Here is a 23,597-nt window from a genome sequence, read left to right as displayed (position 1 = left end):
AGACGTTAGGGGCCCCACGCCGATGATCGACAATTTCTCGCTGGGGCTGACCCACCTCCTGATGCTGATCGCGGCGTGGCGATTGTTGCGGCGGCCGGACCTCGACGACGAGCGGGTGCGCGACGATAGCCCGCGTAAAGGCCGGGATCGCTTCGGTGCGTGACCTCGTCTTCGTCGCATTCCTGGGTTTGTTGTTCGCGGCAGGGTTTCGCAAGCCGTTCGTGTTCGTGCTGACCTATGTCTATATCGACATCGTGTCGCCGCAGCGGCTGACCTATCTGCTGCTCAATTCGGTGCCGATCTCGCTGATCGCCTGCGGCCTTGCCGTGCTGGCATGGGTCGCGGTGGACGACAAGCGCGACACGCGGATGGCACCGCGCCAGTTCCTGATGCTCGCGCTGCTGCTCTATTGTTTCTGGACGACCAAGACCGCCGATTTCCCGGTCGAGGCGCAGTTCAAATGGGAATGGGTGTGGAAGGCGCTGGCCTTCGCCATCTTCCTCCCGCTGACGCTCAGGACCAAGCTGCGCATCGAATCGCTGCTGCTGTTCATGGTGCTGTCGGCGGCGTCGATCATCATCGTCGGGGGCATCAAGACGCTGGGATCGGGCGGCGGATATGGCGAGCTGAACCTGATGGTGTCGAACAATGCCGGCCTGTACGAAGGGTCGACGATCTCGACGGTTGCCATCGCGATCATCCCGCTGATCCTGTGGTTCAGCAGGTTCGGCACGGTGTTCGCCCCCGACTGGCGGGTGCGAGCATTTTGCTACGCGCTGGTCTTTTCCTGCCTGCTGATCCCGGTCGGCACGTCGACGCGGACCGGGCTGTTGTGCATCGTGCTGCTCGGCGTGCTGATGCTGCGCGACGTGAAGCGGCGGCTGACCTATCTCGCGCTGGCGGGCGCGGCGGGGTTGATGGCGGTGCCGTTCCTGCCGTCGGCCTTTACCCAGCGGATGGAGACGATCGGCACCTACCAGTCCGACGCATCGGCATCGACCCGCCTCGCGGTGTGGATGTGGACGCTCGACTATGTGAAGCAGAACCCGTTCGGCGGAGGCTTCGTCGCCTATCTTCAGAACCGCATCCGCTATGAAAAGGTCGCGGTGGTCGGCGAGGCGGGCAACCAGACGGTCGAGCGCAGCCTGGAGGTCGATGCCGGGCGTGCCTATCACTCGGCCTATTTCGAGATGCTGGGCGAACAGGGCTATCCCGGGCTGCTGATGTGGCTGGCGATCAATCTGGGCGGGCTGTTCCGTATGGAGGTGCTGCGCCGACGCTATGCCAAGGCGGCGGAGGGCGAGGCGTGGGTCGTCCCGCTGGCCGCCGCGCTGCAGAACGGGCATATCGTCTATCTGTTCGGCGCGAATTTCGTCGCCATCGCCTTCCAGCCGTTCGTCTTCATGCTGATCGGCGCGCAGATCGGCCTCGACACCTATCTGGCGCGCAAACGGGCCGATCAGGCCTGGGCTCCGATCCAGCGGCGCAAGAAGGGGGCGGTGACCGCATGAACGAATTGAAGGCGCTGACCGGTGCGCGCGGCCTTGCCGCATGGTGGGTCGTGCTGTTCCACCTGCGCGGATCGATGGCGGAGATGCATCCGGCGGTCGAATCCGCCATCGCCAAGGGCTATCTGGCGGTCGATTTCTTCTTCCTGCTATCGGGTTTCGTCATCTGGCTATCGTGGGGCCGGCGCTTTGCGGAGGGCGGCTTTCCGGTCGCGGGGCGGTTCCTGTGGAAACGGATGGCGCGCATCTGGCCGCTACATCTGTTCGTGCTGGCCTGTGCGGTGATGCTGGCGAGCGTGCTGGCGGCGACCGGGCGCAATATCGACCGCTTTCCCTTTGCCGAACTGCCGCTGCATATCGTGCTGCTGCAAAGCTGGGGGTTCGTCGATCCGCTGAAATGGAACGATCCGGCATGGTCGATCTCCGCCGAATCCGCCGCCTATCTGCTGTTCCCCCTGCTGGCGGTGGCGGTCGATTGGCGGAAGGTGCCGAGCGTGGTGCTGATCGGGTTCGTCGCGGTGCTGTTGTTCGGCCTGCTGCCGATGGCCGGACAGGACGGGCTGGGTAGCGACCTGCAACGCTTCGCCGTCATCCGCTGCGTCATACAGTTCGCCGCCGGCACCGCGATCGGCGCGCTGTGGCTGCGCTGGCAGGGGCGGGACGGAATTGCGGTCGTCGCGGTGGTGATCGCGCTGGGGCTGGCGGCCTGCTGGGGGCTGAAGCTCTTGTCGGAAGGACATTCGCTGCCGGCCGCGCTGGCGTGCCTGTTGCTGGCCGCCGGGATCACGTCGAACCGGCGCGGCAACCCGCTGGAATGGCGGCCGATCTATCGGCTGGGCGAGATCAGCTATGCGACCTATCTCGGCCATTTCCTGCTGTGGTTCGTGTTCAAGCTGCTGCTGGTGCAGGATGCGACCGATGCGCCCTTGTGGGTGCTGGCGCTGTATGTCGTGGCGGTGATCGCTTCGTCGGAGCTGCTGTATCGGGGGGTCGAGCGGCCGGCGCAGACATGGTTGAACCGGATGGGGGATCGGCGGCGGGTGGCGGTGGCGTAAGTCAGAGTCGTCGCCCCAGCGAAGGCTGGGGCCTCGTGCGGCGAGGAGGGCGCTCCATTACCGGGAGATCCCAGCCTTCGCTGGGATGACCATTTCGGTGGGGCGAACGGGGCGGGTCTGGACCCGCCCCGCCCTCAGCTCACGCTTCGGCGAGTTCGCTCTGCAGCGCCTCGATCACCGCTTTCGAAAAGGCGGGGATGTCGTCGGGCTTGCGGCTGGTGATGAGGTTGCCGTCGATCACGACCTCTTCGTCGACCACATCGGCCCCGGCATTCTCTAGGTCGGTGCGTACCGACGGCCAGCTCGTGACGCGGCGGCCGTCGACGACGTCCGCTTCGACCAGCAGCCACGGGGCGTGGCAGATGGCGGCGACGATCTTGTCGTCGTCCATGAATTCGCTGACGATCTCGACCGCGCGTTCCTGAATACGCAGGGCATCCGGGTTGCCGACGCCGCCGGGCAGCAGCAGCATGTCGAATTCTTCGGTATCGACCGCATCGAGCGTCAGGTCGGGGGTGATCGTCCGCGCCTTTTCGCTGTCGTTGACGACGCCCTGGATCGGGTCGGTCTTGATCGATGCCAGCGTCACGGTGGCACCGGCGTCCAGCAGCGCCTGACGCGGATCGAACAGTTCGGATTCCTCGAACCCGTCGGTGGCGAGGATCAGCACGCGGGCATTGGCGAGGTCGGCCATGGGGGATTCTCCTGTGCGGGGTGGTCCCGTCGTAACCGGCTCGACCCATGTCGGTTCCGCTGGCCACGGACGGTTGCCGGAACGAAGCGACGAGCCGAACATTGATCGGGACATGCGCAGGGACAGCCCGACCGAGTCCGCCGACGACGACCTCCCCTGCCCCGCCGGCTGCGTGTTTTCGGACTGCGAGATGCCCGGCATCACGCGGCGCAAGCTGACCAACGGCTGGGGCTATTACGACCCCGACGGCGACCGGATCACCGACAAGGAAGAAATCGAGCGGCTGAATGCCATCGGCCTGCCGCCGGCCTATCGCGATGCATGGTTCTGCCCCGATCCCGCCGGCCATATCCAGGCAATCGGCTGGGACGAAAAGGGCCGCAAGCAATATCGCTATCACGCCGATTTCCGCGCCGCGCAGGAAAGCGCGAAGTATGACCGCTGCGCCGCCTTCGGCCATGCGCTGCCGAAACTGCGTGCGCAGGTCGAACGCGACCTCGCCAAGCGTGCACTGTCGCGCGACCGGGCGGTGGCGGCGGTGGTGCGGCTGCTCGATCTCGGCCGGGTGCGGGTCGGGAACGAAGGCTATGCCCGCGTCAACAAGAGCTTCGGCGCGACGACGCTGCGCAAGCGGCACGCCAAGCTGACCGGTACCCGCCTCAAGCTGCAATATCGCGCCAAGTCGGGCAAGATGCGCGTGCTGACCATCACCGACCGGTCGCTCGCCAGTTTCGTGCGGAAATGCCAGGACCTGCCCGGACAGCATCTGTTCCGCTGGGTCGATGCCGAGGGGGAAACGCATCCGGTCACCTCCAGCGACGTCAACGCCTATATCCGCGAGGCGATGGGCGGCGACTTCACCGCCAAGCATTTCCGCACCTGGGGCGCGAGCGTGCTGGCCTTTGCGACGCTGGCCGAGGCGGACGAGGATATCAGCCTGAAGACGATGCTCGGCCCGGTGGTCGATGCGCTAGGCAATACGCCGGCGATCGCGCGTAAATCCTATGTCCATCCGCTACTGATCGATCTGGTCAAGGACGGACAAGGCGCGTTTCGCGATACGCTGCGCCTGCCGCGTTCGGCGAAATATCTCAGCCGCCACGAACGCGGGCTGATCGCGCTGCTGGAGGCGCAGGACGGCGTCGCTGCCGCAGCCTGAAAGGACGTCATGAGTGTAAAGAACAGCGCATCGCCCGCCGCGACGGTCGAACAGGGATTCAATGCCGGACAGGCGCAGGCCCAGGCCCGCTTGCTGCTGCAGGACAGCGCGCGGTGGATCGCCGAGAACTGGCTGCAGGTGCTGATCGCGCTGGGCGTCGGCGCACTGATCGTCGTCGTTCTGCTGGTGCTTCGTCGCTGGGCGATGAAACTGGCGCAGGACGAGCGCGCCGGCTGGGGCAGCGTGGTCGGTCGTGCCATCGGGCGGACCGGACTGTTCTTCATGGTGATGCTCGCGGCCAAGCTGGTCGACGGCTATGCCAGCGCGCCGCCGATGGTGACGGCGACGATCGAGTTTTTGTTCACCGTCGCTGCGGTGTTCCAGGCGGCGATCTGGGCGCGCGAGGTCATCCTGGGCGCGGTCGAGCGGCGGACGGCGAGCAACAGCTATCATGGCGAGGCGCTGGCGTCCGCCATGGGGCTGATCCGGCTGCTGGTGACGTTCGCGCTGTTCGCCATCGCGCTGATCGTGGTGCTGGACAATCTGGGCGTGAACGTCACCGGCCTCGTCGCGGGGCTGGGGGTCGGCGGCATCGCGATCGGTCTGGCGGCGCAGGGCATCTTCGCCGACCTGTTCGCCGCGCTGTCGATCATCTTCGACAAGCCGTTCCGGCGCGGGGACAATGTCAGCTACGACCAGACCAACGGCGCGATCGCCGAAATCGGGTTGAAGTCGACCCGCATCCGCTCGGTGACCGGCGAGGAGCGGATTATTTCGAACAAGAACCTGCTCGACAAGGAAATCACCAACAACACCCGCCGCGCCCATCGCCGGGCGTCTTTCGTGATCGGCGTCACCTATCAGACCGATGCCGAAACCTGCGCGCGCATTCCGGCGATGCTGCGCGAGGTGGTCGAGGCGGAGGACCGGGTGTTCGTGCGCTGCGGCCTGATCGGCTTCGGCGCGTCGAGCATCGATTTCGAGCTGCTGTTCGATTCCGCCGGTGCGGATTACGTCGCCTTCTATGACGGGCGGACCGCGGTCGGCGTCGCAATCCTGCGCCGCTTCGCCGCCGAGGGAATCGAGATCGCCTATCCGACCCAGGTGAATCTGAACGCACGGGCGGATGGCACGATCGTCGATCCGGTCGAAGCCCATCCCTGATTTCGAAGATCAGGTTTGCCTTACCAATCCCGATATACGGCACTTTTAGATTTTCCGGTGCGTCACGCCTTGCGGGGCGTCGCCGCTACGCTATGATCGCCCGAAAGATCGGGAGAGGATCGTGGTGGCCGAGATTACGGCAACGGAGATGGCGGCGCAGGTCGGTGGCGTATGGCGGTCGGACTGGATCGTGCTGGACCAGGCGATGATCGACGCCTTTGCCGACGCGACCGGCGATCGCCAGTTCATCCATGTCGACCCGGTCGCCGCCGCCGCGACTCCGTTCGGCGGCACCATCGCGCATGGCTTCCTGCTGCTGTCGCTCATGCCCCGGCTGGCAGCGACGACCGACCTGCCGCGTGTCACCGACGCGCGGATGGAGGTCAATTATGGCGGCAACCGTACCCGCTTCCTCAGCCCAGTCCGTTCGGGATCGCGCATTCGTGGCCGCTTCACGCTGCTGGAGCTGGACGAGAAGCGTCCCGGACAATGGCAGCGGACGACCGAATATGCCGTCGAGGTCGACGGCACCGACAAGCCCGCGCTGATCGCCGAATGGATCAGCCAGTTCTTCACCTGAAGCCGTCAAGGAATTTCCATGCGCTCTGCCGTCATCGTATCGACCGCCCGTACGCCCATCGGCCGCGCCTATCGCGGGGCATTCAACAACCTGCCGGCACCGACGCTGGCCGCCCATTCGATCCGCGCCGCCGTCGAACGCGCCGGAATCGATGGCGCGGAGGTCGACGACGCGCTGCTGGGGGCGGCGATGCAGCAGGGGCATCAGGCGAACAACGTCGCCCGCAACGCGTCACTGCGCGCCGGACTGCCGATCAGCGTGTCGGGCATGTCGATCGACCGGCAATGCGCGAGCGGACTGATGGCGATCGCCACCGCCGCCAAGCAGATCGTCCATGACCGGATGGACATCTGCGTCGCGGGCGGCGTGGAGTCGATCAGCCTGGTGCAGACGCCGCAGATGCGCATTGCGCCCGACCCGGAACTGCTGGCGATGCATGGCGACATCTACATGCCGATGCTGCAGACCGCCGAGATCGTCGCCCAGCGCTACGGCATCTCGCGCGAGCGGCAGGACGCCTATGCGCTCCAGTCGCAGCAGCGCACTGCCGCGGCGCAGGCGGCCGGGCTGTTCGATGCCGAACTAGTGCCCGTGACCGCGACGATGAACGTCGTCGACAAGGCGACGAAAGAAGTGTCGAGCCGTGAGGTCACAATGACCAAGGACGAGGGCAACCGCGCCGATACGACGCTGGAGGGGCTGCAATCGCTGAAGCCGGTGCTGGGCGAACAGGCGGTCATCACCGCGGGCAATGCCAGCCAGTTGTCCGACGGATCGTCGGCCTGTGTGGTAATGGAGGAAACGGTCGCGGCGGCGCGCGGGTTGCAGCCGCTCGGCCGCTATGTCGGCATGGCGGTGGCGGGCACCAAGCCGGACGAGATGGGCATCGGCCCGGTCTATGCGGTGCCCAAGCTGCTCGAACGCTTCGGGCTGAAGACCGACGATATCGGCCTGTGGGAATTGAACGAGGCATTCGCGGTGCAGGTGCTGCATTGCCAGGACGTGCTGGGCATTCCGAACGACCGGCTGAACGTCAATGGCGGTGCGATTTCCATCGGCCATCCTTATGGCATGTCGGGTGCGCGGATGACCGGCCACGCGCTGATCGAGGGCAAGCGGCGTGGGGTGAAATATGTCGTCATCACCATGTGCGTCGGTGGCGGCATGGGTGCCGCGGGGTTGTTCGAGGTGTTGTAAAGCGGTCAATCCGTCATCCCGGCGCAGGCTGGAATGCGATTTGGCGGGTGCTGGCGATGGAACCGCGACGGTGCCGCGTCCATGGATTCCGGCCTGCGCCGGGATGACGGGTTCGGTGGGACGGACAGCGCCCTAAACGTCCGAGGAAGCGCGCCTTACCCACCCCGTTCGGTTCGAGCAGCTTCGAGCTTGTCGAGAAGCGGCCGTCGAGAACTTCGGCGTTTGAGGCACCGCCTTCTCGACTGCGGTTCTCGACAGGCTCGAACCTGCGCTCGAAGCAAACGGGGGGGGGTAAAGAACCGAGCGGGTGCGAGATGAGGCGCGATCAGCGCTCGCCTTGCCCATCAGCCGCATACCACCACAGCCCCCTCTCCCAACCCGTTTCGGGTCGCTTATGCCCCCGGCATGGGCCGAACAGTGCGGGGCACTGTTCACCCGAAACGCCCCGGAAGGGGGAGAGCTTTGGGATCACCCGATACGCTGCATCCAGCCATGCGGATCGTTGCTGCGACCGCGCTGGATATCGGTCAGCTGCTTGAGCAGCGCCTGCGTCCGCTCGCCGGGCTGGCCGTCGCCGATCTGGAAGCTGAAGTCCGCCGACGACACCTTCCCGATCGGGGTCACGACGGCGGCGGTGCCGCAGGCGAACGCCTCGACCAGGCGACCGCTGGCGGCGTCGGCCTGCCACTGGTCGATCGAATAGCGTTCCTCGCGGACCTCGATCCCCTGATCGCGTGCCAGCGTCAGGATCGAATCGCGGGTGATACCGGGCAGGATCGTGCCGGTCAGCGGCGGGGTCAGCATCGTGCCGTCGTCGAACACGAAGAAGATGTTCATGCCGCCCAGTTCCTCGACCCAGCGACGTTCGGTCGCATCGAGGAACACGACCTGGTCGCAGCCCTGCCGGATCGCTTCCGACTGGGCGAGCAGGCTGGCGGCATAGTTGCCGCCGCACTTGGCGTCGCCGGTGCCGCCCGGCGCGGCGCGGGTGAATTCCTTCGACACCCACAGCGACACGCTCTTCGCGCCGCCCGGCCAGTAATTGCCGACCGCCGAGGCGATGACGCAATAGAGATATTCGGCCGAGGGCTTCACGCCGAGGAACGTCTCGCTCGCGATCATGAACGGGCGGAGATAGAGCGCGCTGCCCTCGCCCGCCGGAATCCAGTCACGCTCGGTCAGCGTCAGTTCGCGGCAGGATGCGACGAACAGCTCCTCGGGCAGTTCGGCCATGGCGAGGCGCTTTGCCGAGCGACGGAAGCGCGCTGCGTTCTGTTCGGCGCGGAACAGCGAGACACCGCCATCGGGCAGCGCATAAGCCTTCAGCCCCTCGAAGATTTCCTGCGCATAGTGAAGGACGGCGGCGGCCGGGTCCATGACGATCGGTGCGCGCGCGGTGATCTTCGCGTCGTGCCAGCCCTTGTCCTCCGACCAGCGCATTGTCGCCATATGGTCGGTGAAGACGCGGCCGAAGCCCGGATTGACGATCCGTGCGGCCCGCTCGCTCGCCGCGACCGGAGTCGCATGGGGTTCGAAGGCGAAGCTCGGCTGCGTCATGGCGTCCTCTTGGATGAATGCTTGCGGTGGCGTAGGCCGGATGGCACAAATGGTCAACATGACTGCCCCATCTTCCGCCCAGCCGATGACCGCCTCCGCCCTGTTCCTGCGCGAGGCCGAGGTGCGGCGCGGGATCGAGCTGCTCTATTTCGGCTATAGCCATCTGACGCGCAGCATCGACGAGGAGCTGGCGGCGCAGAGCCTTGGCCGGGCGCATCACCGTGCGCTGTATTTCATCGCGCGGCGGCCCGACCTGTCGGTCAGCGAGCTGTTGCGGTTGCTGGCGATCACCAAACAGTCGCTCGGGCGCGTGCTGAACGACCTGTCGGGACGTGGCCTGGTCGAAAGCCGCGCCGGCGACCGCGATGCGCGGCAACGGCTGCTGAAGCTGACGCCCGAAGGGCAGACGCTGGAGGCGCGGCTGTACGAGATGCTGAACGCTAAACTGTCGCGGGCCTATTCGGGCGCGGGGCAGGATGCGGTCAGCGGCTTCTGGGCGGTGCTGGAGGGGCTGATCCCGGCGGGGGACAAGGCGGCCGTGGCGGCGCTGGGGCGATAGTTCGCGCCAAAACACCGTCGTCACCCCGGACTTGATCCGGGGTCCCGCTTTTGTTGGCGATCGAAGAAGAAGCAGGACCCCGGATCAAGCCGAAGGTGACGATGCTGGCTGGAGCGGATCGACAATCAGCGACAATCGTGGATGTTCGTCACTCCCGCGCAGCCGGGAATCCATAAGCGCTGACGTCTCAGCTGGATTCGCGACCTTGGCGCATATGGACTCCCGCCTGCGCGGGAGTGACGATAGGGGATAGAGCAGTCGGCCGGCATCCAGCGAACTGCATGTCGATCGGACCTGGGCTCGATCAAGACGAGCTACCCCCGCGCCGCGGCCGCCATTTCCGCGTTGCGCCGTTCCGACGCCGCCAGCGTTGCCGCCAGCAGGCGCTTGAGCGCATCGCCTTCGTCCAGCACGTTCAGCCCCTGCCGCGTCGAACCGCCGGGACTCGCCACCCGGTCCGCCAGAGTTGCGGGCGATGCGTCCGACCCGGCTGCCATCATTGCCGACCCCTGTACCGTAGCGATAGCGAGACGCTGGGCCTGATCGGCGGGCAGGCCGAGTGCGGTGCCGGCAGCGGCCATGGCGTCGATGAAGCGGAACACGAAGCCCGGCCCGCAGCCGGACAGCGCCGTGACCGCATCGAACAGCGCGGCATCGTCGATCCATTCCACCAGCCCGAGCGGGGCCATCAACGCTTCGGCAGTCGCGCGGGCAGCATCGTCGCGCCCGTGCGAATGGAGCGCGACCACCCCCTGCCCGATCGCAACCGGCAGGTTGGGCATCGCGCGGACGATGGTGGCAGCATCGAAGCGCTGGGCCAGCGCCGCCTCTTCGACCCCGGCGAGGATCGAGACCAGCAGCGGCACGCTGGCGATCCGCGGAGCGAGATCGGGCGCGACGGTATCGAGCTGCTGCGGCTTGATCGCCAGAACGACGACGGCCGGCGGACCGTCCTGCGGGATCGCGGTCGCATGGGTCACGCCGGCCGGCACGTCGCGGGGCGAGCGAGTGACGACGGTGATCGCCGCCGGATCGATGCCGTCGGCGATCCACCGATCGAGCATCGCGCCGCCCATATTGCCGCAACCGATCAGCCACAACGGTCCGGGCAGTGCGCTCATGCCTCGCCCTGCGTCTCGATCATGGAGGCGGCGATCGCTTCCTTGGGGCTTTTGCCGCCCCACAACACGAACTGGAACACCGGGTAGAAGCGCTCGCATTCGTCGATCGCGGCATCGATCATCATCTCGGCCTGATCGATCGTCAGCACAGGCTCTTCCGGCAGCATCGCGGCATGGCGATAGAGCAGGATGCCGCTCGACGACCACAGTTCGAAATGGCCGATCCACAGCTGTTCGTTGATGAGACCGATGGTTTCGTAGATCGCCGCGCGCCGTTCGTCGGCGACGCGGACGTCGGGCAGCGCCAGGAATTGCAGTACGCCGTCCTCGCCGCGCCAGATCGCGCGCAGTTCGAACTCGGTCCAGCTTCCCTTCACATGCGCGACGATCTCGTCGCCGTCGCGCTCATGCTTCCAGCCGTGCGCCGCGAAATAGCGCTCCAGCGTATCGATCGGCACGGCGTCGTCGCCGTCCTCTTCCACTTCGTCCAACATCATCCCCAGTGCTGTAGCCGCTTGCGTGCCCTACGTCACGCATCGCGGCGCAGGACACGGGCGTCGGATCAGAGCGCGCCTTCGCCCGCGCCGGTGCTGTCGATCGGCGGCGCGGCGGTCGTCACGGCCTTGCCCTCCAGCGCATCGAGGCGCGCGCGCAGGGCGTCGGCCTCGTCGCGTGCGGCGACGGCCATCGCCTTCACCACTTCGAATTCGTCGCGGCTGACGAAGTCCATCCCGCCGAGGAAGGTCTTGGCCCGCTCGCGCGCCGCAGCCTCGCCCTCGCGGGCCATGCCGGCGAGGGTGCCGGCGGCCCCGTTCACGAACTTGGCGAAATCGTCGAACAGGCGGTTGTCGGACTGCATGGGAAATCCTTCCGGTTGGCCGCGCGACCGTCGCGCCGACCCGATTCTAAAGCGTGATTTGGGTGGAATGGGCCGGCGGCACAAGGGCTTCCGCATTCGGGTTGCGCCGGTCGATCTGCCAGTTGAGCGCCGAGGCGATCACCAGCCACACCAGATAGGGCACCAGCAGCCACGCGGCGAGCGGCCGGATGCGGTCGAAGGCGAAGGTCGTGGCCAGCGCGGTCAGGAACAGCGCGACGATCAGATAGAGCGCCAGCGTCACCTGATGCGCGCCGAAGAACAGCGGCGACCAGACGAGGTTCATCGCCAGCTGCACGACGAACAGCGCGACGGCGATCCCCCGCCCCCGCGCACCACGCGCATTCAACACCACCGCCAGCGCGACACCCAGCAGGACGTAGAGGATCGTCCAGACGACCGGGAACGCCCAGTTGGGCGGGCGGATCGCCGGCAGGTCCAGCAACCGGTACCAGCCGTTCGCATCCCCAGCGACGACCAGCTGTCCCGACGTAAATCCCAGCAGTAGGATTAACGGCACGCACACCACTGCACGCCGCAGAAATCCTGATCGCAACTGCCACTTCGACGCGATCTCGTTCATCCCGCACCCCAGCCCCGACAGCGCCCGTTGCGCCACCGTTCAGGGCGCATTGCTTGCTGTGTGCAGTGCATCATTGCAAGCCAAACCGCTCGATTCCGGTGCGTGGGCACCGATCAGGAACTCGATATTGCCCTCCGGCCCGGTAATCGGGCTGGGATCGACCCCCTCGACCCGCCAGCCGAGGCCGGTGAGCCAGTCGGCCACGTCTTTACATACGCGCGTATGGACCGCGGCATCGCGCACCACGCCGCCCTTGCCCACTTCCTCGCGCCCCGCCTCGAACTGCGGCTTGATGAGCGCGAGCAACCGCCCGCCGGGCTTCACGAAGGTCAACGGCACTGCCAGCACCTTGGCCAGCGCGATGAAGCTGGCGTCGCACACCACCAGATCGATCGGCTCGGGAATATGGGCTTCGGTCAGCAGGCGGGCGCTGAGTTGTTCGTGGACGATGACGCGCGGGTCCTGCCGCAGTTTCCACGCGAGCTGGTTGGTACCGCTGTCGACCGCATAGACACGGGCCGCGCCGCGCGTCAGCAACACGTCGGTAAAGCCGCCAGTCGACGACCCGACGTCGATCGCCACCATATCGCGCACGTCCCAGCCGAAATGGTCGAGGCCATGCGCCAGCTTGATCCCGCCGCGCGATACCCAGGGATGATCGCGCCCGCGCACGTCGAGCGCGGCATCGGGTGCGAGCTGCTGCCCCGGCTTATCGACCTTGCGATCGCCGACGAACACCAGTCCCGCCATGATGAGCGCCTGTGCCCGCGTCCGGCTTTCGGCCAGGCCGCGATCGACGAGCATCTGGTCCGCACGTTGCTTTGCCATGGCCCCGCATGGCGCGGCTTTCGACCAGTCGCAACCCTTGATCGACTGGTCGATTGGCTATTGCCTATCTTTTAAGTAGGAATAGATTGGTCGCAGGAAGCCGCCTGGACCCGATCCCTGTCCCTGAGCCTGGCCAGCGGCTTCCGACCCGTTGAACACCCATGAGCAGGAGCGTGACGATGGCACAGTTTTCGACACCCCAGAATGGCCTGCCCACGGTGTTGACCGTGCCCGGCCTGAACGGTTCCGGCCCGTCGCACTGGCAGACGCTGTGGGAGCAATCGCGTCCCGACACCGCGCGGGTCGAACTGGGCCTGTGGTCCCGACCCTTGCGCAATGCATGGGTGACGAAGCTCGACCAGGCGATCCGGCAGGCACAGGCACCGGTGGTGCTGGCGGCGCATTCGCTCGGCTGCCTTGCCGTCGCATGGTGGGCGCAGCTGTCGGGGCAGCCCTATGGCTGGCCGGTGGCGGGTGCGCTGCTCGTCGCGCCGGCGGATGTCGATCGCCCCGGCGCACCCGCCGAGTTGCAGGGCTTCGCCCCCACGCCGCGCTTCGCCCTGCCCTTCCCCTCGCTGGTCGTCGCGTCGACCGACGATCCGTGGGTGTCGATCGAACGCGCGCATTCGATGGCGGTCGATTGGGGCAGTCACTTCGTCGATGCCGGCACGCAGGGGCATCTCAATGCCGCCAGCGGCATCGGCTGGTGGGAGGAAGGGCAGGAACTGCTCGACCGGGTGATCGCGGCGTCGGGCGACGGCCATGGCCATGTCCGCCCGCCGTCCGAAGCGCGATCGGTGCTGGCGGTGAACGCTACGGACGCGGCGCAGGGGCAGTTCCTGCGCTAGTCAGCGGAACGGGTTGGCGACCTCCAGCCGGGCGTCGATGACCAGTCCGTGATGGAGGTCCTCGCTCCATAGCCGATCGCAGCCGGCCGAAAGCGCGGCGGCAACGATCATGCTGTCATAGATCGACAGGCGGTAGCGCTCCGCAATGCGCAGCCCGTCGCGGTGGATGGCGTCGGTTAGCGGAACGATGTGCGGACACAGGACGCGCAACGCAGCAAGCGCTTCGTGGAGTGCCGGCCAATCGTAGCGCAGCTTGCGCCGGGTAACGGTCGCAAACTCGTTGAGCGACTGCACGCTGATGAAACCGCCGTCCGCCAAAAGCGACTGCGCGCGTATCGCCTTGTCATCCACGCCCAGCGCATAGATGAGAATGTTCGTGTCGAAGAACGCGACGCTCAACGCGCGTTCGCCTCCTCGCGCTCGAATTTGTATCCGGGCGGAAGTGGACGTGCCAAAGCGCGGATCGCGGCAATCGCTTCCGTACGGGTCATTGGCGCAGGATCGCTACGCCGCCGCACTTCGACGCTATCCCCTTCATGCAAACCGAGGGTTTCGGCCACATCCTGCGGGATGACGATAGCGAGCTGGTCACCGATCTTTTCGACCTTCACCACGCTTCTCCTTCGCCGCGCAAATTACGCCAGCGTGCGGTGGCTGACAACCGACTGCAGATACACCGCAAGGTCGCGGACATCCTTCATCGGCGGGAGGTCGACCGGATGGGCCGGGGTTGGCGGTACCAGCTCCAGCCGGCCCCAAGCCGTCTCGACCAGATCGGCGGCTTCCTCCTCATCGATCATCAGAAAGCGGGCGAAGTCGTCGTCGGGATGCGGGACGACGCCCTGCCCGTAACAGGGCGCGACCAGTTCGCGGGTCAGTGCGGCGATGGCGGGCGACACGCCGTTATCCGCCACCATCGCGTCGAAATCCGCCTCGCTCCAACCGGCGCGATAGGCCTTGGCGGCGCTGAATTGCCGCCACATCCGCCAATTGAACCAGGCAAGCGCGACCACCGCGAGCGCGATGATCGCCGCCGCCTTCTGTCCGCCGGTCATGCGCGGACTTCGGTCGCTCCGCTCTCGTTCCAGCGAAGCGCCTGCAACACCGTATCGACGATCTGCGGCGCATTGAGGCCGGCTTCGTCATATTGCTTCTGCGGGCTGTCCTGATCCTGGAACGTATCGGGCAGACGCATCGTGCGCAGCTTCAGCCCGGCGTCGATCAGGCCGGTATCGCTGGCGAAGGTCAGGACGTGGGCGCCGAGGCCGCCGACCGAGCCTTCCTCGACGGTCACGGCGACCTCATGCGTCGTCAGCAGGCGGCGGATCAGTGCCTCGTCGAGCGGCTTGGCGAAGCGCAGATCGGCGACCGTGGTCGACAGCCCCTTCGCCTCCAGCGCATCGGCGGCCTTCAGCGCTTCTTCCAGCCGGGTGCCGAGCGACAGGATCGCGATCTTGCTGCCTTCGCGGACCAGGCGCCCCTTGCCGATCTCCAGCTTCTGCGGAACCTCCGGCAGGGCGACGCCGACGCCATTGCCGCGCGGATAGCGGATCGCGATCGGCCCGGCGTCATATTCGGCGGCGGTATAGGTCATGTGGACCAGCTCCGCCTCGTCCGCCGCCGCCATGACGACCATGTTCGGCAGCGTGGCCAGATAGGTCACGTCGAAGCTGCCGGCATGGGTCGCGCCGTCCGCACCGACCAGCCCGGCGCGGTCGATCGCGAAGCGGACCGGCAGGTTCTGGATACAGACGTCGTGCACGACCTGATCGTAAGCGCGTTGCAGGAAGGTCGAATAGATTGCGCAGAACGGCCGCATCCCCTGCGCGGCGAGGCCGGCGGCGAAGGTGACGGCATGTTGTTCGGCAATGCCGACATCGAAGAAGCGGTCGGCATGTTCCTTGGCAAAACGGTCCAGCCCGGTGCCCGACGGCATCGCAGCAGTGATCGCGCAGAGCCGGGTGTCGCTATCGGCCAGCTTGCTCAGCGTATGGCCGAACACGTTCTGATATTGCGGCGGGCCGGCGGGCGCCTTGACCTGCGTACCAGTGATGACGTCGAATTTCTGGACGCCATGATATTTGTCGGCCGCCGCCTCCGCCGGAGCATAGCCCTTGCCCTTCTTGGTCACGACATGGACCAGGATCGGACCTTCGGCGGCGTCGCGGACATTTTCGAGGACTGGGATCAGATGGTCGAGATTGTGACCGTCGATCGGGCCGACATAATAGAAGCCCAGTTCCTCGAACAGCGTTCCGCCGGTCGCCATGCCGCGAGCGAATTCGTCGGTCTTGCGCGCGGCGGTGTGCAGCGGACGCGGCAGTTTGCGCGCCAGCTTCTTCAGCGCATCGCGAATCCCCAGGAATTCACGGCTCGACACGATCCGCGAGAGATAGGCCGACAGGCCTCCGACCGGCGGCGCGATCGACATGTCGTTGTCGTTGAGGATGACGACGAGGCGATTGCCGGCCTGTTCGGCGTTGTTCATCGCCTCATAGGCCATGCCGGCCGACATCGCGCCGTCACCGATCACGGCGATACCCTTGCCCGGCGTGCCGGCGATCTTGTTGGCGACGGCAAAGCCCAGCGCCGCCGAGATCGAGGTCGAACTGTGCGCCGCGCCGAACGGGTCGTATTCGCTCTCCGACCGCTTGGTGAAACCCGACAGCCCGCCGCCCTGACGCAGGGTGCGGATACGGTCGCGGCGGCCGGTCAGGATCTTGTGCGGATAGCATTGGTGGCCGACGTCCCACACCAGCCGGTCGGACGGCGTGTCGAAGACATAGTGGATCGCGACGGTCAGTTCGACGACGCCCAACCCCGACCCCAGATGGCCGCCGGTGGTGCCGACCGCGCTGATCGTTTCCTGCCGCAGTTCGTCGGCGAGTTGCCGCAGGTCGCCCGGGGCGAGCTTGCGAAGGTCGGCGGGCGTCTGAACGGTGTCGAGCAGCGGCGTGCTAAGTGGATCGGCCATCGGGCCTGACTAGCGCAGGCGGAACCCAGTGTCGATTGCCGGCGCGCGCAAGTACCGACAAACCCTGCATATGGTTCAGTTCAGGTTCAATCCTGCGCACAATCTGCACAGGTTCCGCGCACTTCGATGACTGGGCGCACCGGCTTGAACCCCGCCCCCGACGCCGCGGCACGCACGGTTCCGGTGATCTTGTCGTCGTCGATATGCGTCGTCTGTCCGCATTTGTCGCAGACGAGGAAGATGCAGTCATGCACGCAATCGGGATGGGTGTTCGCCAGATAGGCGTTGGCGCTCTCGACCCGCCGGGCGAGGTTCGCGTTCACGAACAGGTCGAGGATGCGATAGACGCTGTTGGGCGCGACCCGACGCCCCTGCGCCTTCGACACGGCATCCGCGATGTCATAGGCGGAAGCGGGTTTGTCGAACGATGCCAGCACGTCGAAGATGCTGGCGCGCATCGCGGTCCATTGTTCGCCGGCGCGGATCAGCGCGGCTTCGGCCGCCTTGTTCCAGGCGGCCCCGTGATGTTCGTGATGTTCGTGCGGCATGTCAGCGAGATAAGCGCAGCACGGCCCAGCGGCAAGCCGGTCAGCAACCCGCCCGGCGGTTCAGGTGATGACCGAACGCCAGCAATCCGACACCGCTGAGCGTCGCGATCGCCTCCGGCACGCCATGTGGCAGGGTCAGCGCCAGCGCCATGATAGCGAGGCCGGCCCCGCCGATCAGCGTCGGCAGCTTGCGGCCATGGCGCAGATACCCCGCCCCTAGAGCAACGATGCCCAGCAGTACGGCCAGCCCCAGGCCGATCTCGTGGATCGCGGGATGCAGTAACGTGCCGCCGACCGATGCCAGCAGCGCCATCACCGCAATCGTCGTGACGCAATGCACCGCGCACAGCCCGGACAGGATGATCCCGGCGCGGTCGAGTCGGCCTTCATGCAACCAGGAACGGGCGGCGGTACTGCGCATCGCCATCCTATGCCCGGTTTCGCGCGAAGTTACAACATATCGCTTCATGGAAGGTGAAACACCGCGCGCGCCATCCGGTTCGCCGGCCGCGAAAATATCGCGATATCAGCGTTTGCGCGTGACCATCAGATCGGGTTTCCTGGGCGGGGTCCAGCCGGGCGGCGGTTCGACGCGCTGCCGGCTGGTGCCAAGCCCCATCGCGCCCGGCCGCTGCCGGGTCAGCCCGCCGGTATCCGCCGCCTGTGCCGCGTCCGGCTCCGCACCGCCGCGCAACAGGTTGATCCGGTCGCGCAGTCGCGATGCGGTTTCGAAGTCCATCGCCGCAGCGGCGGCCTCCATCTGGGCGCGCAGGGTCTCGATCGTATCGGTCATGTCAGCCGAACGCACGACACCCTCGGACGGATCATTGCCAGTCGAACGTCAGCGGTGCCTCGCGAAACGCAAACCGGTCGAGGTGCCGCGCGACTGCACCTTTCAGCCCGTCGAGCTGTTCGGCGGACGTGGCGTCGATCCGTACGTTGAGCGCTTCCCCCGCCGCATCGAACGTAACCAGCGCATCGCCGGGATGGCTGGCACCGCGCCCGTCGCGCGGAAAGACGACCGTGCCATGGTCGGCGTCGAACTCGACGGTCAGATTGTGCTGCCAGTGCTTGCACAGTTGCTGGAGATAGCGGCTGGCGTTGGCGGTCGGCACCGCGGCATTGCTCGTGAAATCGCTCATAGACGTTCTACCTTCTGGGCGGCTTCATCTAGGATCGCGGCGATGGCGTGGAGGGTGTCGGGTTCGACGTCCGGCCCGGCAAGCCGGTGGTGGAGCGCGGCGCGCAAGTTAGCGCGGGCGCGGTGGATCGGACCGGCATCGGTCCGGGCGCGATGTTCGCCCAGTGCCGCCAGCCGCGCGAACAGGTCGCTTACCTGTTCGGCATCCTGCGCCAGCTGCGCAGTGCCCGCTTCGGTCACGGCGAAGAGCTTGCGCGTGCCTTCGCTCGCCTGCTCCTTGATCAACCCCATGTCGGTCAGCAGCGTCAGCGTCGGATAGACGACGCCGGGGCTGGGCGCATAGGCACCGCCGGTCTTCGCCTCGACTGCACGGATCAGGTCGTAACCGTGGCGCGGCGCTTCGGCGATCAGGGCCAGCAGCACCAGCTTCAGTTCGTCGCCGCCCAGCACCCGGCCGCGCGGCCCCCCGCCATGGCGACCACCGCGACCGCCCGAACCCGGTCCGCCGGTCCATGATGCATATCCCATTCCAAATCGCATTCTCATTCTCCGATATATCTTGACCCACTAGATATATCTTGGAACGATTCGCGCAAGAGGTGTTTGGCGGTTTTTTGCGAGAGCCTATATTCGCCCCATGTCCGACCTGTTCGCCGACTTCGCACCGCCCGCGCCCCAGACCCCGACCGGCGGACCGCTGGCCGACCGACTGCGCCCGACCACGCTTTCCGACGTCGTCGGACAGGGCCACCTGACCGGTCCCGAAGGGGCGATCGGGCGGATGGTCGCGGCGGGGAAATTATCGTCGATGATCCTGTGGGGGCCGCCCGGCACCGGCAAGACGACCATCGCTCGGCTGCTCGCCGACGCGGTCGGCCTGCGCTATGCCCAGATTTCGGCGGTCTTTTCCGGGGTCGCCGATCTGAAAAAGGTGTTTGCCGAAGCGCGCGAACATGGCCGGCTGGGTCGCCGGACGCTGTTGTTCGTCGACGAGATTCATCGCTTCAATCGCGCCCAGCAGGACGGCTTCCTCCCCTATGTCGAGGACGGCACCGTCACCTTGGTCGGCGCGACGACCGAGAACCCCTCGTTCGAACTGAACGCGGCGTTGCTCAGCCGGTCGCAGGTGCTGATCCTGCACCGGCTGGGGGCGGAGGCGCTGGACGAATTGCTGTCGCGCGGCGAAGCGCTGGAGGGCCGCCCCCTGCCCCTGACCGACGCGGCACGGGCGGCACTGGTCGCCAGCGCCGATGGCGATGGCCGCTTCCTGCTGAACCAGGCGGAGACGCTGTTTTCGATCGACCTGCCCGAACCGCTCGATCCGGCCGGGCTGTCGGCGCTGCTGCAACGCCGCGTCGCGGTGTATGACAAGGACCGGGAGGGGCATTACAACCTCATCTCCGCGTTGCATAAATCGCTGCGTGGATCGGACCCGCAGGCCGCGCTCTATTATATGGCGCGGATGCTGACGGCGGGTGAGGAACCGCTGTACGTCCTGCGCCGGCTGACCCGCTTCGCCAGCGAGGATATCGGCCTCGCCGATCCGCAGGCGCTGGTCCAGTGCCTCGCCGCCAAGGACGCGTACGAGTTTCTGGGTAGTCCGGAGGGTGAACTGGCGATCGTGCAGGCGTGCCTCTACCTCGCCACCGCGCCCAAATCGAACGCGGCGTACAAGGCGCAGAAGGCCGCGTTCCGATCGGCGCGCGAGACGGGGTCGCTGATGCCGCCGCCCTCGATCCTGAACGCGCCGACCCGGCTGATGAAGGATATCGGCTATGGCAAGGGCTATGCCTATGACCATGACCGGGAGGACGGGTTTTCGGGCGCGAACTATTGGCCGGAGGAGATGCCGCCCGCGCGCTTCTACGAACCGACCGGGCGCGGCTTCGAACAGCGGATCGCGGAACGCATGGCGTGGTGGGACGAACGACGGCAGACGTCGTGATGCGGCGCTTCACCCGGTTCGCGGCGATCGACTGGTCGGGACAGGCGGTGGCGCGGCCGGCGGGACTGGCGGTGGCCGAGGCACGCGACGATGGTCCGGCGCTGGTCACACGGGACGGCGGGTGGTCGCGCGAGGCCATTCTGGAATGGCTGACGATGCTCGCCGACGATGGCGCCGACATGCTGATCGGGCTGGACCTGTCGCCCGCCCTGCCCTTTGCCGATGCCGGCAGCTATTTCCCCGGCTGGGCGCAGTCGCCCAACGATGCGCGCGCGCTTTGGGGGATGGTCGAGAATATGGCGGCGGACGACCCGCATCTGGCCGCGACCTCGGTGGTGAACGAGCCGGAACTGTCGCGCCATTTCCGCCGGCACCGGGCGCTGGGCGACCGGTTCGGGCAAGGGCGCGGGCGGCTGCGGCTGTGCGAGGAGCGACAACGGGCGGCCGGCTTTTCACCGACCAGCTGCTTCAATCTGGTCGGCGCGGCACAGGTCGGCAAGTCGAGCCTGACCGGAATGCGCGTCCTGCACCGGCTGGCGGGCCGGATACCGGTCTGGCCGTTCGATCCGCTGCCGGCATCCGGTCCGGCGATCGTCGAAATCTACACCACCATCGCCGCGCGGGCCGCCGGGGTGCGTGCCGGGCGGAGCAAGCTGCGCGACGCGGAACAGCTGGATGCGGCACTGGCGGCACTGGGCAGCCCGCCCCATGCCCCCTCACCGCGCTATGACGACCACGCCACCGATGCGCTGCTGAGCGCGGCATGGCTCCGTCACGTGGCGCACGACCCTGCGCTTTGGTCCCCGCCCATGCTGACAGCGCACATCGCCCGGACCGAAGGCTGGACCTTCGGCGTGGTTTGAGATTGTGGTTCGACACGCCGCTTGATAGACGGCTGACAGCGTGCCCCGTTACGTTAATGGTAAACGGCTTCCTTTGTAACGAAGAGACGCGGGTTCGATTCCTGCACGGGGCACCACTTCCTCTCTGACGGGACGTGCGACAGCGTTTCGTCGCTTCGCGTGCCGAACCTCGTCAAATGTCCAGCCGGAGTGACGCGCGGACCGTCCGCGGCGCACCGGGATAGATCCACAAGGCGCTGTAGGAGCTGGCGGCATAACGCTGGTCGAGCAGATTGTCCGCTTCGAGGCGAAAGCGCAGCCCGTCGACCAGCGGCGTTTCGATCGCCGCCTTCACCTTCGCATAGGCCGGCAGCACCACCGGCCGCGCCGTCAGCGATCCGGCCCGGTCGCCGACATAGGCGACGCCGCCGCTGAACTGCCAGTCGCCGCGTGCGGTCGGAATGCGATGCACGACCAGCAGCGTGCCCGAATGCTCCGGCACGTTGAGCACGTCGGGCGTCGGAAAGGCCGCATCGTCAGCCTTCGCATCGACCCAGGCATAGTTGGCGACGACCTGCCACCGGTTGCCGAGCCGCGCCGATGCGTCGAATTCGATGCCGCGGCTGACCATGCTGCCTACCGGCGCGAGGAAATTGGCATCGACCGGGTCGGTCGTCAGGATATCCTGCTTGCGAATGTCGAACCAGGTCGCGGCGAGGTCGATGCCGGGCAGCTTCGCTGCGATCCCCACTTCATAGCCGCGTCCCGTTTCCGGGCCGAAGCCGGCACCGGTACGATCGGTGCCGGTATTGAGCGAGAAATTCTCACCCCAATTGGCGTGGACCGCGATGGCATCGGTCACACGGTAGCGCGCGCCGACCCGGAAGTTGACCGGCTCGGCGATGTTGCGGCCGATGCCGCCGGTATTGTTGTTCACGATCTTCTGCCGGTACGGATCGATCCGGGCACCGCCGACCAGGGTCAGCCGGTCCGTGACGTCCCACATATCCTGGACATAGAAGGTGCCCGCCCATCGGCTTTCGTCATTATTGGTGAAGGGGCGGAGCGCGGCAGCCACCGCGCCATAGGCCGGGTCGTACAGATCGATCGCATAGGGTGCGGCGGCCGACGGATTGATCCGCATCCAGCGCTCGCCATAGAAGAAGCGATAGCCCTTCACGCCCATGCTGACGCGGTGCCGCCCGACCTGTCCGGCGAGTTCGAGGCGGGCGGACAGGTCGTCGACGCTGAAATCGCGCGAGCGACGCTGCCGCCACAGTGCGTTGCCGACGATACGCGACTGGTCGGCGGACAGGCCCTTCAGCGTTCCCGTGCGCCAGACCACGCCCCCGTTCAAGGTCCAGCCGGCACCCAGTTCGGCAAGGCCGGTCAGCTGGTGCTGGTCTTGGCGCGACCGGGTGATGCCGTTCGACGGCTCGCCATAATAGTTCGACCTTGGCAGGGCGTTGGCATCGCCGTTGATCGCCGGGATGCCGCGATCGAACGGGGTATCGAACTGGCTGAATTCGCCGGCATAGGTCAGGCGCAGCGCATCGCTCGGCTGCCAGGTGAGCGATGGCGAGACGATACGCCGCCGCAGGGTGACGGTATCGCGCCACCCGTCGCTGTCCTCACCCGCAACGACGATCCGCGCGGCCAGCGTGCGCGACAGCGGGCCGGTGGCGTCGAGTTCGACACGCCGGGTATCGAACGACCCATAGCTGACCATGGCCGTCGCATGCGGCGCGAAGCGCGGCGTCTTCGTCACGATATTGACCCGCCCGCCGGGATCGACATCGCCGAACAGCGCGCCCGCCGGCCCTTTCAGCACCTCGATCCGTTCGGTCGTGGCCGGATCGCGCGGCGGTGCCATACCGCGATTGGCGAGGAAGCCGTTCAGATAATATTCCGCGCCGCCATCGGGCGTGCCGAGGAACCCGCGCACCGCGAAATTATCGATCACCCCGCCACGATTATTCTGCTGGCTGAACCCGCTGACCAGCTCGAGCGCGTCGCTGAGCCGATAGGTCCCCGCCGCGTCCAGAATGTCGCGCTCGATCGACCGGCTCGACTGCGACATGCGTTCGGTCACCCGATCCGACGACTGTGTGCGATCGACCGTGTTGCGGGTGCCGAGAACGACGATGTCGCCGGTTTCCTCGGTTGCTTCCACCTCCTGTGCGTCGGCGGCAACGGGCATCAGGCCGATCGCGAGGGTATAAAGGACGGCGGACGTGAACAGTCGTGAACGCAGGGCGGGAACAGGCATTGCAACTCCGGAATGAGGGACGCCGACAGGCTTCATTAGCCATGGTATGTTGCAACGTCTCATACGGGTATTATGCTGTAGTGCAACCGCTACCGCGCGTTCGGGAACCGCGCGCGGCTTGCCCCTGTCATTAGCGGTGATGAGGCCG

General features: G+C 66.5%; 28 protein-coding genes and 1 tRNA gene. 12 read left to right on the top strand and 17 right to left on the bottom strand.

What is annotated here, in order from left to right; genetic code table 11:
- Window positions 1-22 precede the first annotated feature (22 nt).
- Genes MF609_RS10240 through MF609_RS10230 form a run of 3 tightly spaced genes read left to right on the top strand, consistent with a single transcriptional unit; the run spans window position 23 to window position 2,563 of the window.
- Window positions 23-163: a hypothetical protein gene (locus tag MF609_RS10240; RefSeq protein WP_242416213.1), complete on the top strand. Its 141-nt coding sequence runs from the start codon at window positions 23-25 to the stop codon at window positions 161-163.
- Entirely contained in the window at window positions 156-1,511 is a 1,356-nt protein-coding gene (locus MF609_RS10235; protein ID WP_242416212.1) for a DUF5935 domain-containing protein, read from the top strand. Before MF609_RS10240 ends, MF609_RS10235 begins: the two co-directional genes overlap by 8 nt.
- On the top strand, window positions 1,508-2,563 hold the full coding sequence (locus MF609_RS10230) for an acyltransferase family protein (protein WP_242416211.1): 1,056 nt from the start codon (window positions 1,508-1,510) through the stop codon (window positions 2,561-2,563). The genes MF609_RS10235 and MF609_RS10230 overlap by 4 nt, the downstream gene beginning before the upstream one ends.
- A 139-nt stretch (window positions 2,564-2,702) precedes the next feature.
- On the opposite strand, the gene MF609_RS10225 is transcribed toward MF609_RS10230, so the two are convergent.
- Entirely contained in the window at window positions 2,703-3,257 is a 555-nt protein-coding gene (locus MF609_RS10225; RefSeq protein ID WP_242416210.1) for a type 1 glutamine amidotransferase domain-containing protein, read from the bottom strand.
- A gap of 190 nt (window positions 3,258-3,447) precedes the next feature.
- Between MF609_RS10225 and MF609_RS10220 the strand changes: the two genes are divergently transcribed.
- From MF609_RS10220 to MF609_RS10205, 4 genes are all read left to right on the top strand, one after another.
- Window positions 3,448-4,416, top strand: a complete 969-nt coding sequence (locus MF609_RS10220) for a DNA topoisomerase IB (protein WP_242416321.1) — start codon at window positions 3,448-3,450, stop codon at window positions 4,414-4,416.
- Between the two features lie 9 nt (window positions 4,417-4,425).
- Window positions 4,426-5,580, top strand: coding sequence for a mechanosensitive ion channel family protein (locus MF609_RS10215; protein WP_242416209.1), 1,155 nt, complete (start codon window positions 4,426-4,428; stop codon window positions 5,578-5,580).
- A 124-nt stretch (window positions 5,581-5,704) separates the two neighbouring features.
- Window positions 5,705-6,160: a MaoC family dehydratase gene (locus MF609_RS10210; protein WP_419723092.1), complete on the top strand. Its 456-nt coding sequence runs from the start codon at window positions 5,705-5,707 to the stop codon at window positions 6,158-6,160.
- Window positions 6,161-6,178: 18 nt separating this feature from the next.
- The gene (locus MF609_RS10205; RefSeq protein WP_242416208.1) at window positions 6,179-7,357 is read left to right on the top strand and encodes an acetyl-CoA C-acyltransferase; all 1,179 of its coding nucleotides are present in this window, start codon (window positions 6,179-6,181) and stop codon (window positions 7,355-7,357) included.
- A 468-nt stretch (window positions 7,358-7,825) separates the two neighbouring features.
- Here the strand turns inward: MF609_RS10205 and MF609_RS10200 are convergent, their stop codons facing one another.
- Entirely contained in the window at window positions 7,826-8,914 is a 1,089-nt protein-coding gene (locus MF609_RS10200; protein ID WP_242416207.1) for a branched-chain amino acid aminotransferase, read from the bottom strand.
- A 58-nt stretch (window positions 8,915-8,972) separates the two neighbouring features.
- Between MF609_RS10200 and MF609_RS10195 the strand changes: the two genes are divergently transcribed.
- Complete coding sequence (locus tag MF609_RS10195) at window positions 8,973-9,473, top strand: MarR family winged helix-turn-helix transcriptional regulator (protein ID WP_242416206.1); 501 nt, start codon at window positions 8,973-8,975, stop codon at window positions 9,471-9,473.
- A 314-nt stretch (window positions 9,474-9,787) separates the two neighbouring features.
- Here the strand turns inward: MF609_RS10195 and proC are convergent, their stop codons facing one another.
- From proC to MF609_RS10170, 5 genes are all read right to left on the bottom strand, one after another.
- Window positions 9,788-10,594, bottom strand: coding sequence for a pyrroline-5-carboxylate reductase (gene proC / locus MF609_RS10190; RefSeq protein WP_242416205.1), 807 nt, complete (start codon window positions 10,592-10,594; stop codon window positions 9,788-9,790).
- Complete coding sequence (locus tag MF609_RS10185) at window positions 10,591-11,091, bottom strand: type III secretion system chaperone family protein (RefSeq protein WP_242416204.1); 501 nt, start codon at window positions 11,089-11,091, stop codon at window positions 10,591-10,593. Before MF609_RS10185 ends, proC begins: the two co-directional genes overlap by 4 nt.
- Window positions 11,092-11,156: 65 nt before the next feature.
- The gene (locus MF609_RS10180; RefSeq protein ID WP_242416203.1) at window positions 11,157-11,453 is read right to left on the bottom strand and encodes an accessory factor UbiK family protein; all 297 of its coding nucleotides are present in this window, start codon (window positions 11,451-11,453) and stop codon (window positions 11,157-11,159) included.
- A gap of 46 nt (window positions 11,454-11,499) precedes the next feature.
- Entirely contained in the window at window positions 11,500-12,054 is a 555-nt protein-coding gene (locus MF609_RS10175; protein WP_242416319.1) for a TspO/MBR family protein, read from the bottom strand.
- 39 nt (window positions 12,055-12,093) lie between these two features.
- Window positions 12,094-12,882, bottom strand: a complete 789-nt coding sequence (locus tag MF609_RS10170) for a TlyA family RNA methyltransferase (protein ID WP_242416202.1) — start codon at window positions 12,880-12,882, stop codon at window positions 12,094-12,096.
- 179 nt (window positions 12,883-13,061) lie between these two features.
- On the opposite strand from MF609_RS10170, the gene MF609_RS10165 reads away from it, so the two are divergent.
- Entirely contained in the window at window positions 13,062-13,730 is a 669-nt protein-coding gene (locus tag MF609_RS10165) for an RBBP9/YdeN family alpha/beta hydrolase (protein ID WP_242416201.1), read from the top strand.
- Here MF609_RS10165 and MF609_RS10160 read toward each other — a convergent pair whose 3' ends face one another.
- The 9 genes from MF609_RS10160 to MF609_RS10120 all read right to left on the bottom strand — a co-directional run bounded on the left by MF609_RS10160 (window position 13,731) and on the right by MF609_RS10120 (window position 18,921).
- The gene (locus MF609_RS10160; RefSeq protein ID WP_242416200.1) at window positions 13,731-14,129 is read right to left on the bottom strand and encodes a PIN domain-containing protein; all 399 of its coding nucleotides are present in this window, start codon (window positions 14,127-14,129) and stop codon (window positions 13,731-13,733) included. It abuts the gene before it with no gap.
- A complete protein-coding gene (locus tag MF609_RS10155) occupies window positions 14,126-14,341 on the bottom strand; it encodes an AbrB/MazE/SpoVT family DNA-binding domain-containing protein (protein ID WP_242416199.1) in 216 nt (71 codons plus the stop codon). The genes MF609_RS10160 and MF609_RS10155 overlap by 4 nt, the downstream gene beginning before the upstream one ends.
- Before the next feature lie 24 nt (window positions 14,342-14,365).
- A complete protein-coding gene (locus MF609_RS10150) occupies window positions 14,366-14,785 on the bottom strand; it encodes a hypothetical protein (protein ID WP_242416198.1) in 420 nt (139 codons plus the stop codon).
- The gene (gene dxs / locus MF609_RS10145; protein ID WP_242416197.1) at window positions 14,782-16,704 is read right to left on the bottom strand and encodes a 1-deoxy-D-xylulose-5-phosphate synthase; all 1,923 of its coding nucleotides are present in this window, start codon (window positions 16,702-16,704) and stop codon (window positions 14,782-14,784) included. The genes MF609_RS10150 and dxs overlap by 4 nt, the downstream gene beginning before the upstream one ends.
- A gap of 86 nt (window positions 16,705-16,790) precedes the next feature.
- Entirely contained in the window at window positions 16,791-17,252 is a 462-nt protein-coding gene (locus MF609_RS10140) for a Fur family transcriptional regulator (RefSeq protein WP_242416196.1), read from the bottom strand.
- A 40-nt stretch (window positions 17,253-17,292) separates the two neighbouring features.
- The gene (locus tag MF609_RS10135; RefSeq protein WP_242416195.1) at window positions 17,293-17,673 is read right to left on the bottom strand and encodes a MerC domain-containing protein; all 381 of its coding nucleotides are present in this window, start codon (window positions 17,671-17,673) and stop codon (window positions 17,293-17,295) included.
- Between the two features lie 105 nt (window positions 17,674-17,778).
- Window positions 17,779-18,045, bottom strand: a complete 267-nt coding sequence (locus MF609_RS10130) for a UvrB/UvrC motif-containing protein (protein ID WP_242416194.1) — start codon at window positions 18,043-18,045, stop codon at window positions 17,779-17,781.
- Between the two features lie 31 nt (window positions 18,046-18,076).
- On the bottom strand, window positions 18,077-18,394 hold the full coding sequence (locus MF609_RS10125) for a DUF2218 domain-containing protein (protein ID WP_242416193.1): 318 nt from the start codon (window positions 18,392-18,394) through the stop codon (window positions 18,077-18,079).
- Window positions 18,391-18,921, bottom strand: coding sequence for a PadR family transcriptional regulator (locus MF609_RS10120; RefSeq protein ID WP_242416192.1), 531 nt, complete (start codon window positions 18,919-18,921; stop codon window positions 18,391-18,393). Before MF609_RS10120 ends, MF609_RS10125 begins: the two co-directional genes overlap by 4 nt.
- Before the next feature lie 109 nt (window positions 18,922-19,030).
- On the opposite strand from MF609_RS10120, the gene MF609_RS10115 reads away from it, so the two are divergent.
- From MF609_RS10115 to MF609_RS10105, 3 genes are all read left to right on the top strand, one after another.
- Entirely contained in the window at window positions 19,031-20,338 is a 1,308-nt protein-coding gene (locus MF609_RS10115; protein WP_242416191.1) for a replication-associated recombination protein A, read from the top strand.
- On the top strand, window positions 20,338-21,201 hold the full coding sequence (locus MF609_RS10110) for a hypothetical protein (RefSeq protein ID WP_242416190.1): 864 nt from the start codon (window positions 20,338-20,340) through the stop codon (window positions 21,199-21,201). The genes MF609_RS10115 and MF609_RS10110 overlap by 1 nt, the downstream gene beginning before the upstream one ends.
- A gap of 42 nt (window positions 21,202-21,243) precedes the next feature.
- Window positions 21,244-21,317, top strand: a tRNA-Thr gene (locus MF609_RS10105).
- Between the two features lie 56 nt (window positions 21,318-21,373).
- Here the strand turns inward: MF609_RS10105 and MF609_RS10100 are convergent.
- Window positions 21,374-23,449, bottom strand: a complete 2,076-nt coding sequence (locus MF609_RS10100; protein WP_242416189.1) for a TonB-dependent siderophore receptor — start codon at window positions 23,447-23,449, stop codon at window positions 21,374-21,376.
- Between the last annotated feature and the right edge of the window lie 148 nt (window positions 23,450-23,597).

The organism is Sphingomonas panni (assembly GCF_022664435.1).
Lineage (GTDB): Bacteria > Pseudomonadota > Alphaproteobacteria > Sphingomonadales > Sphingomonadaceae > Sphingomonas > Sphingomonas panni.
This window is presented reverse-complemented; position numbering and strand designations above follow the sequence as displayed.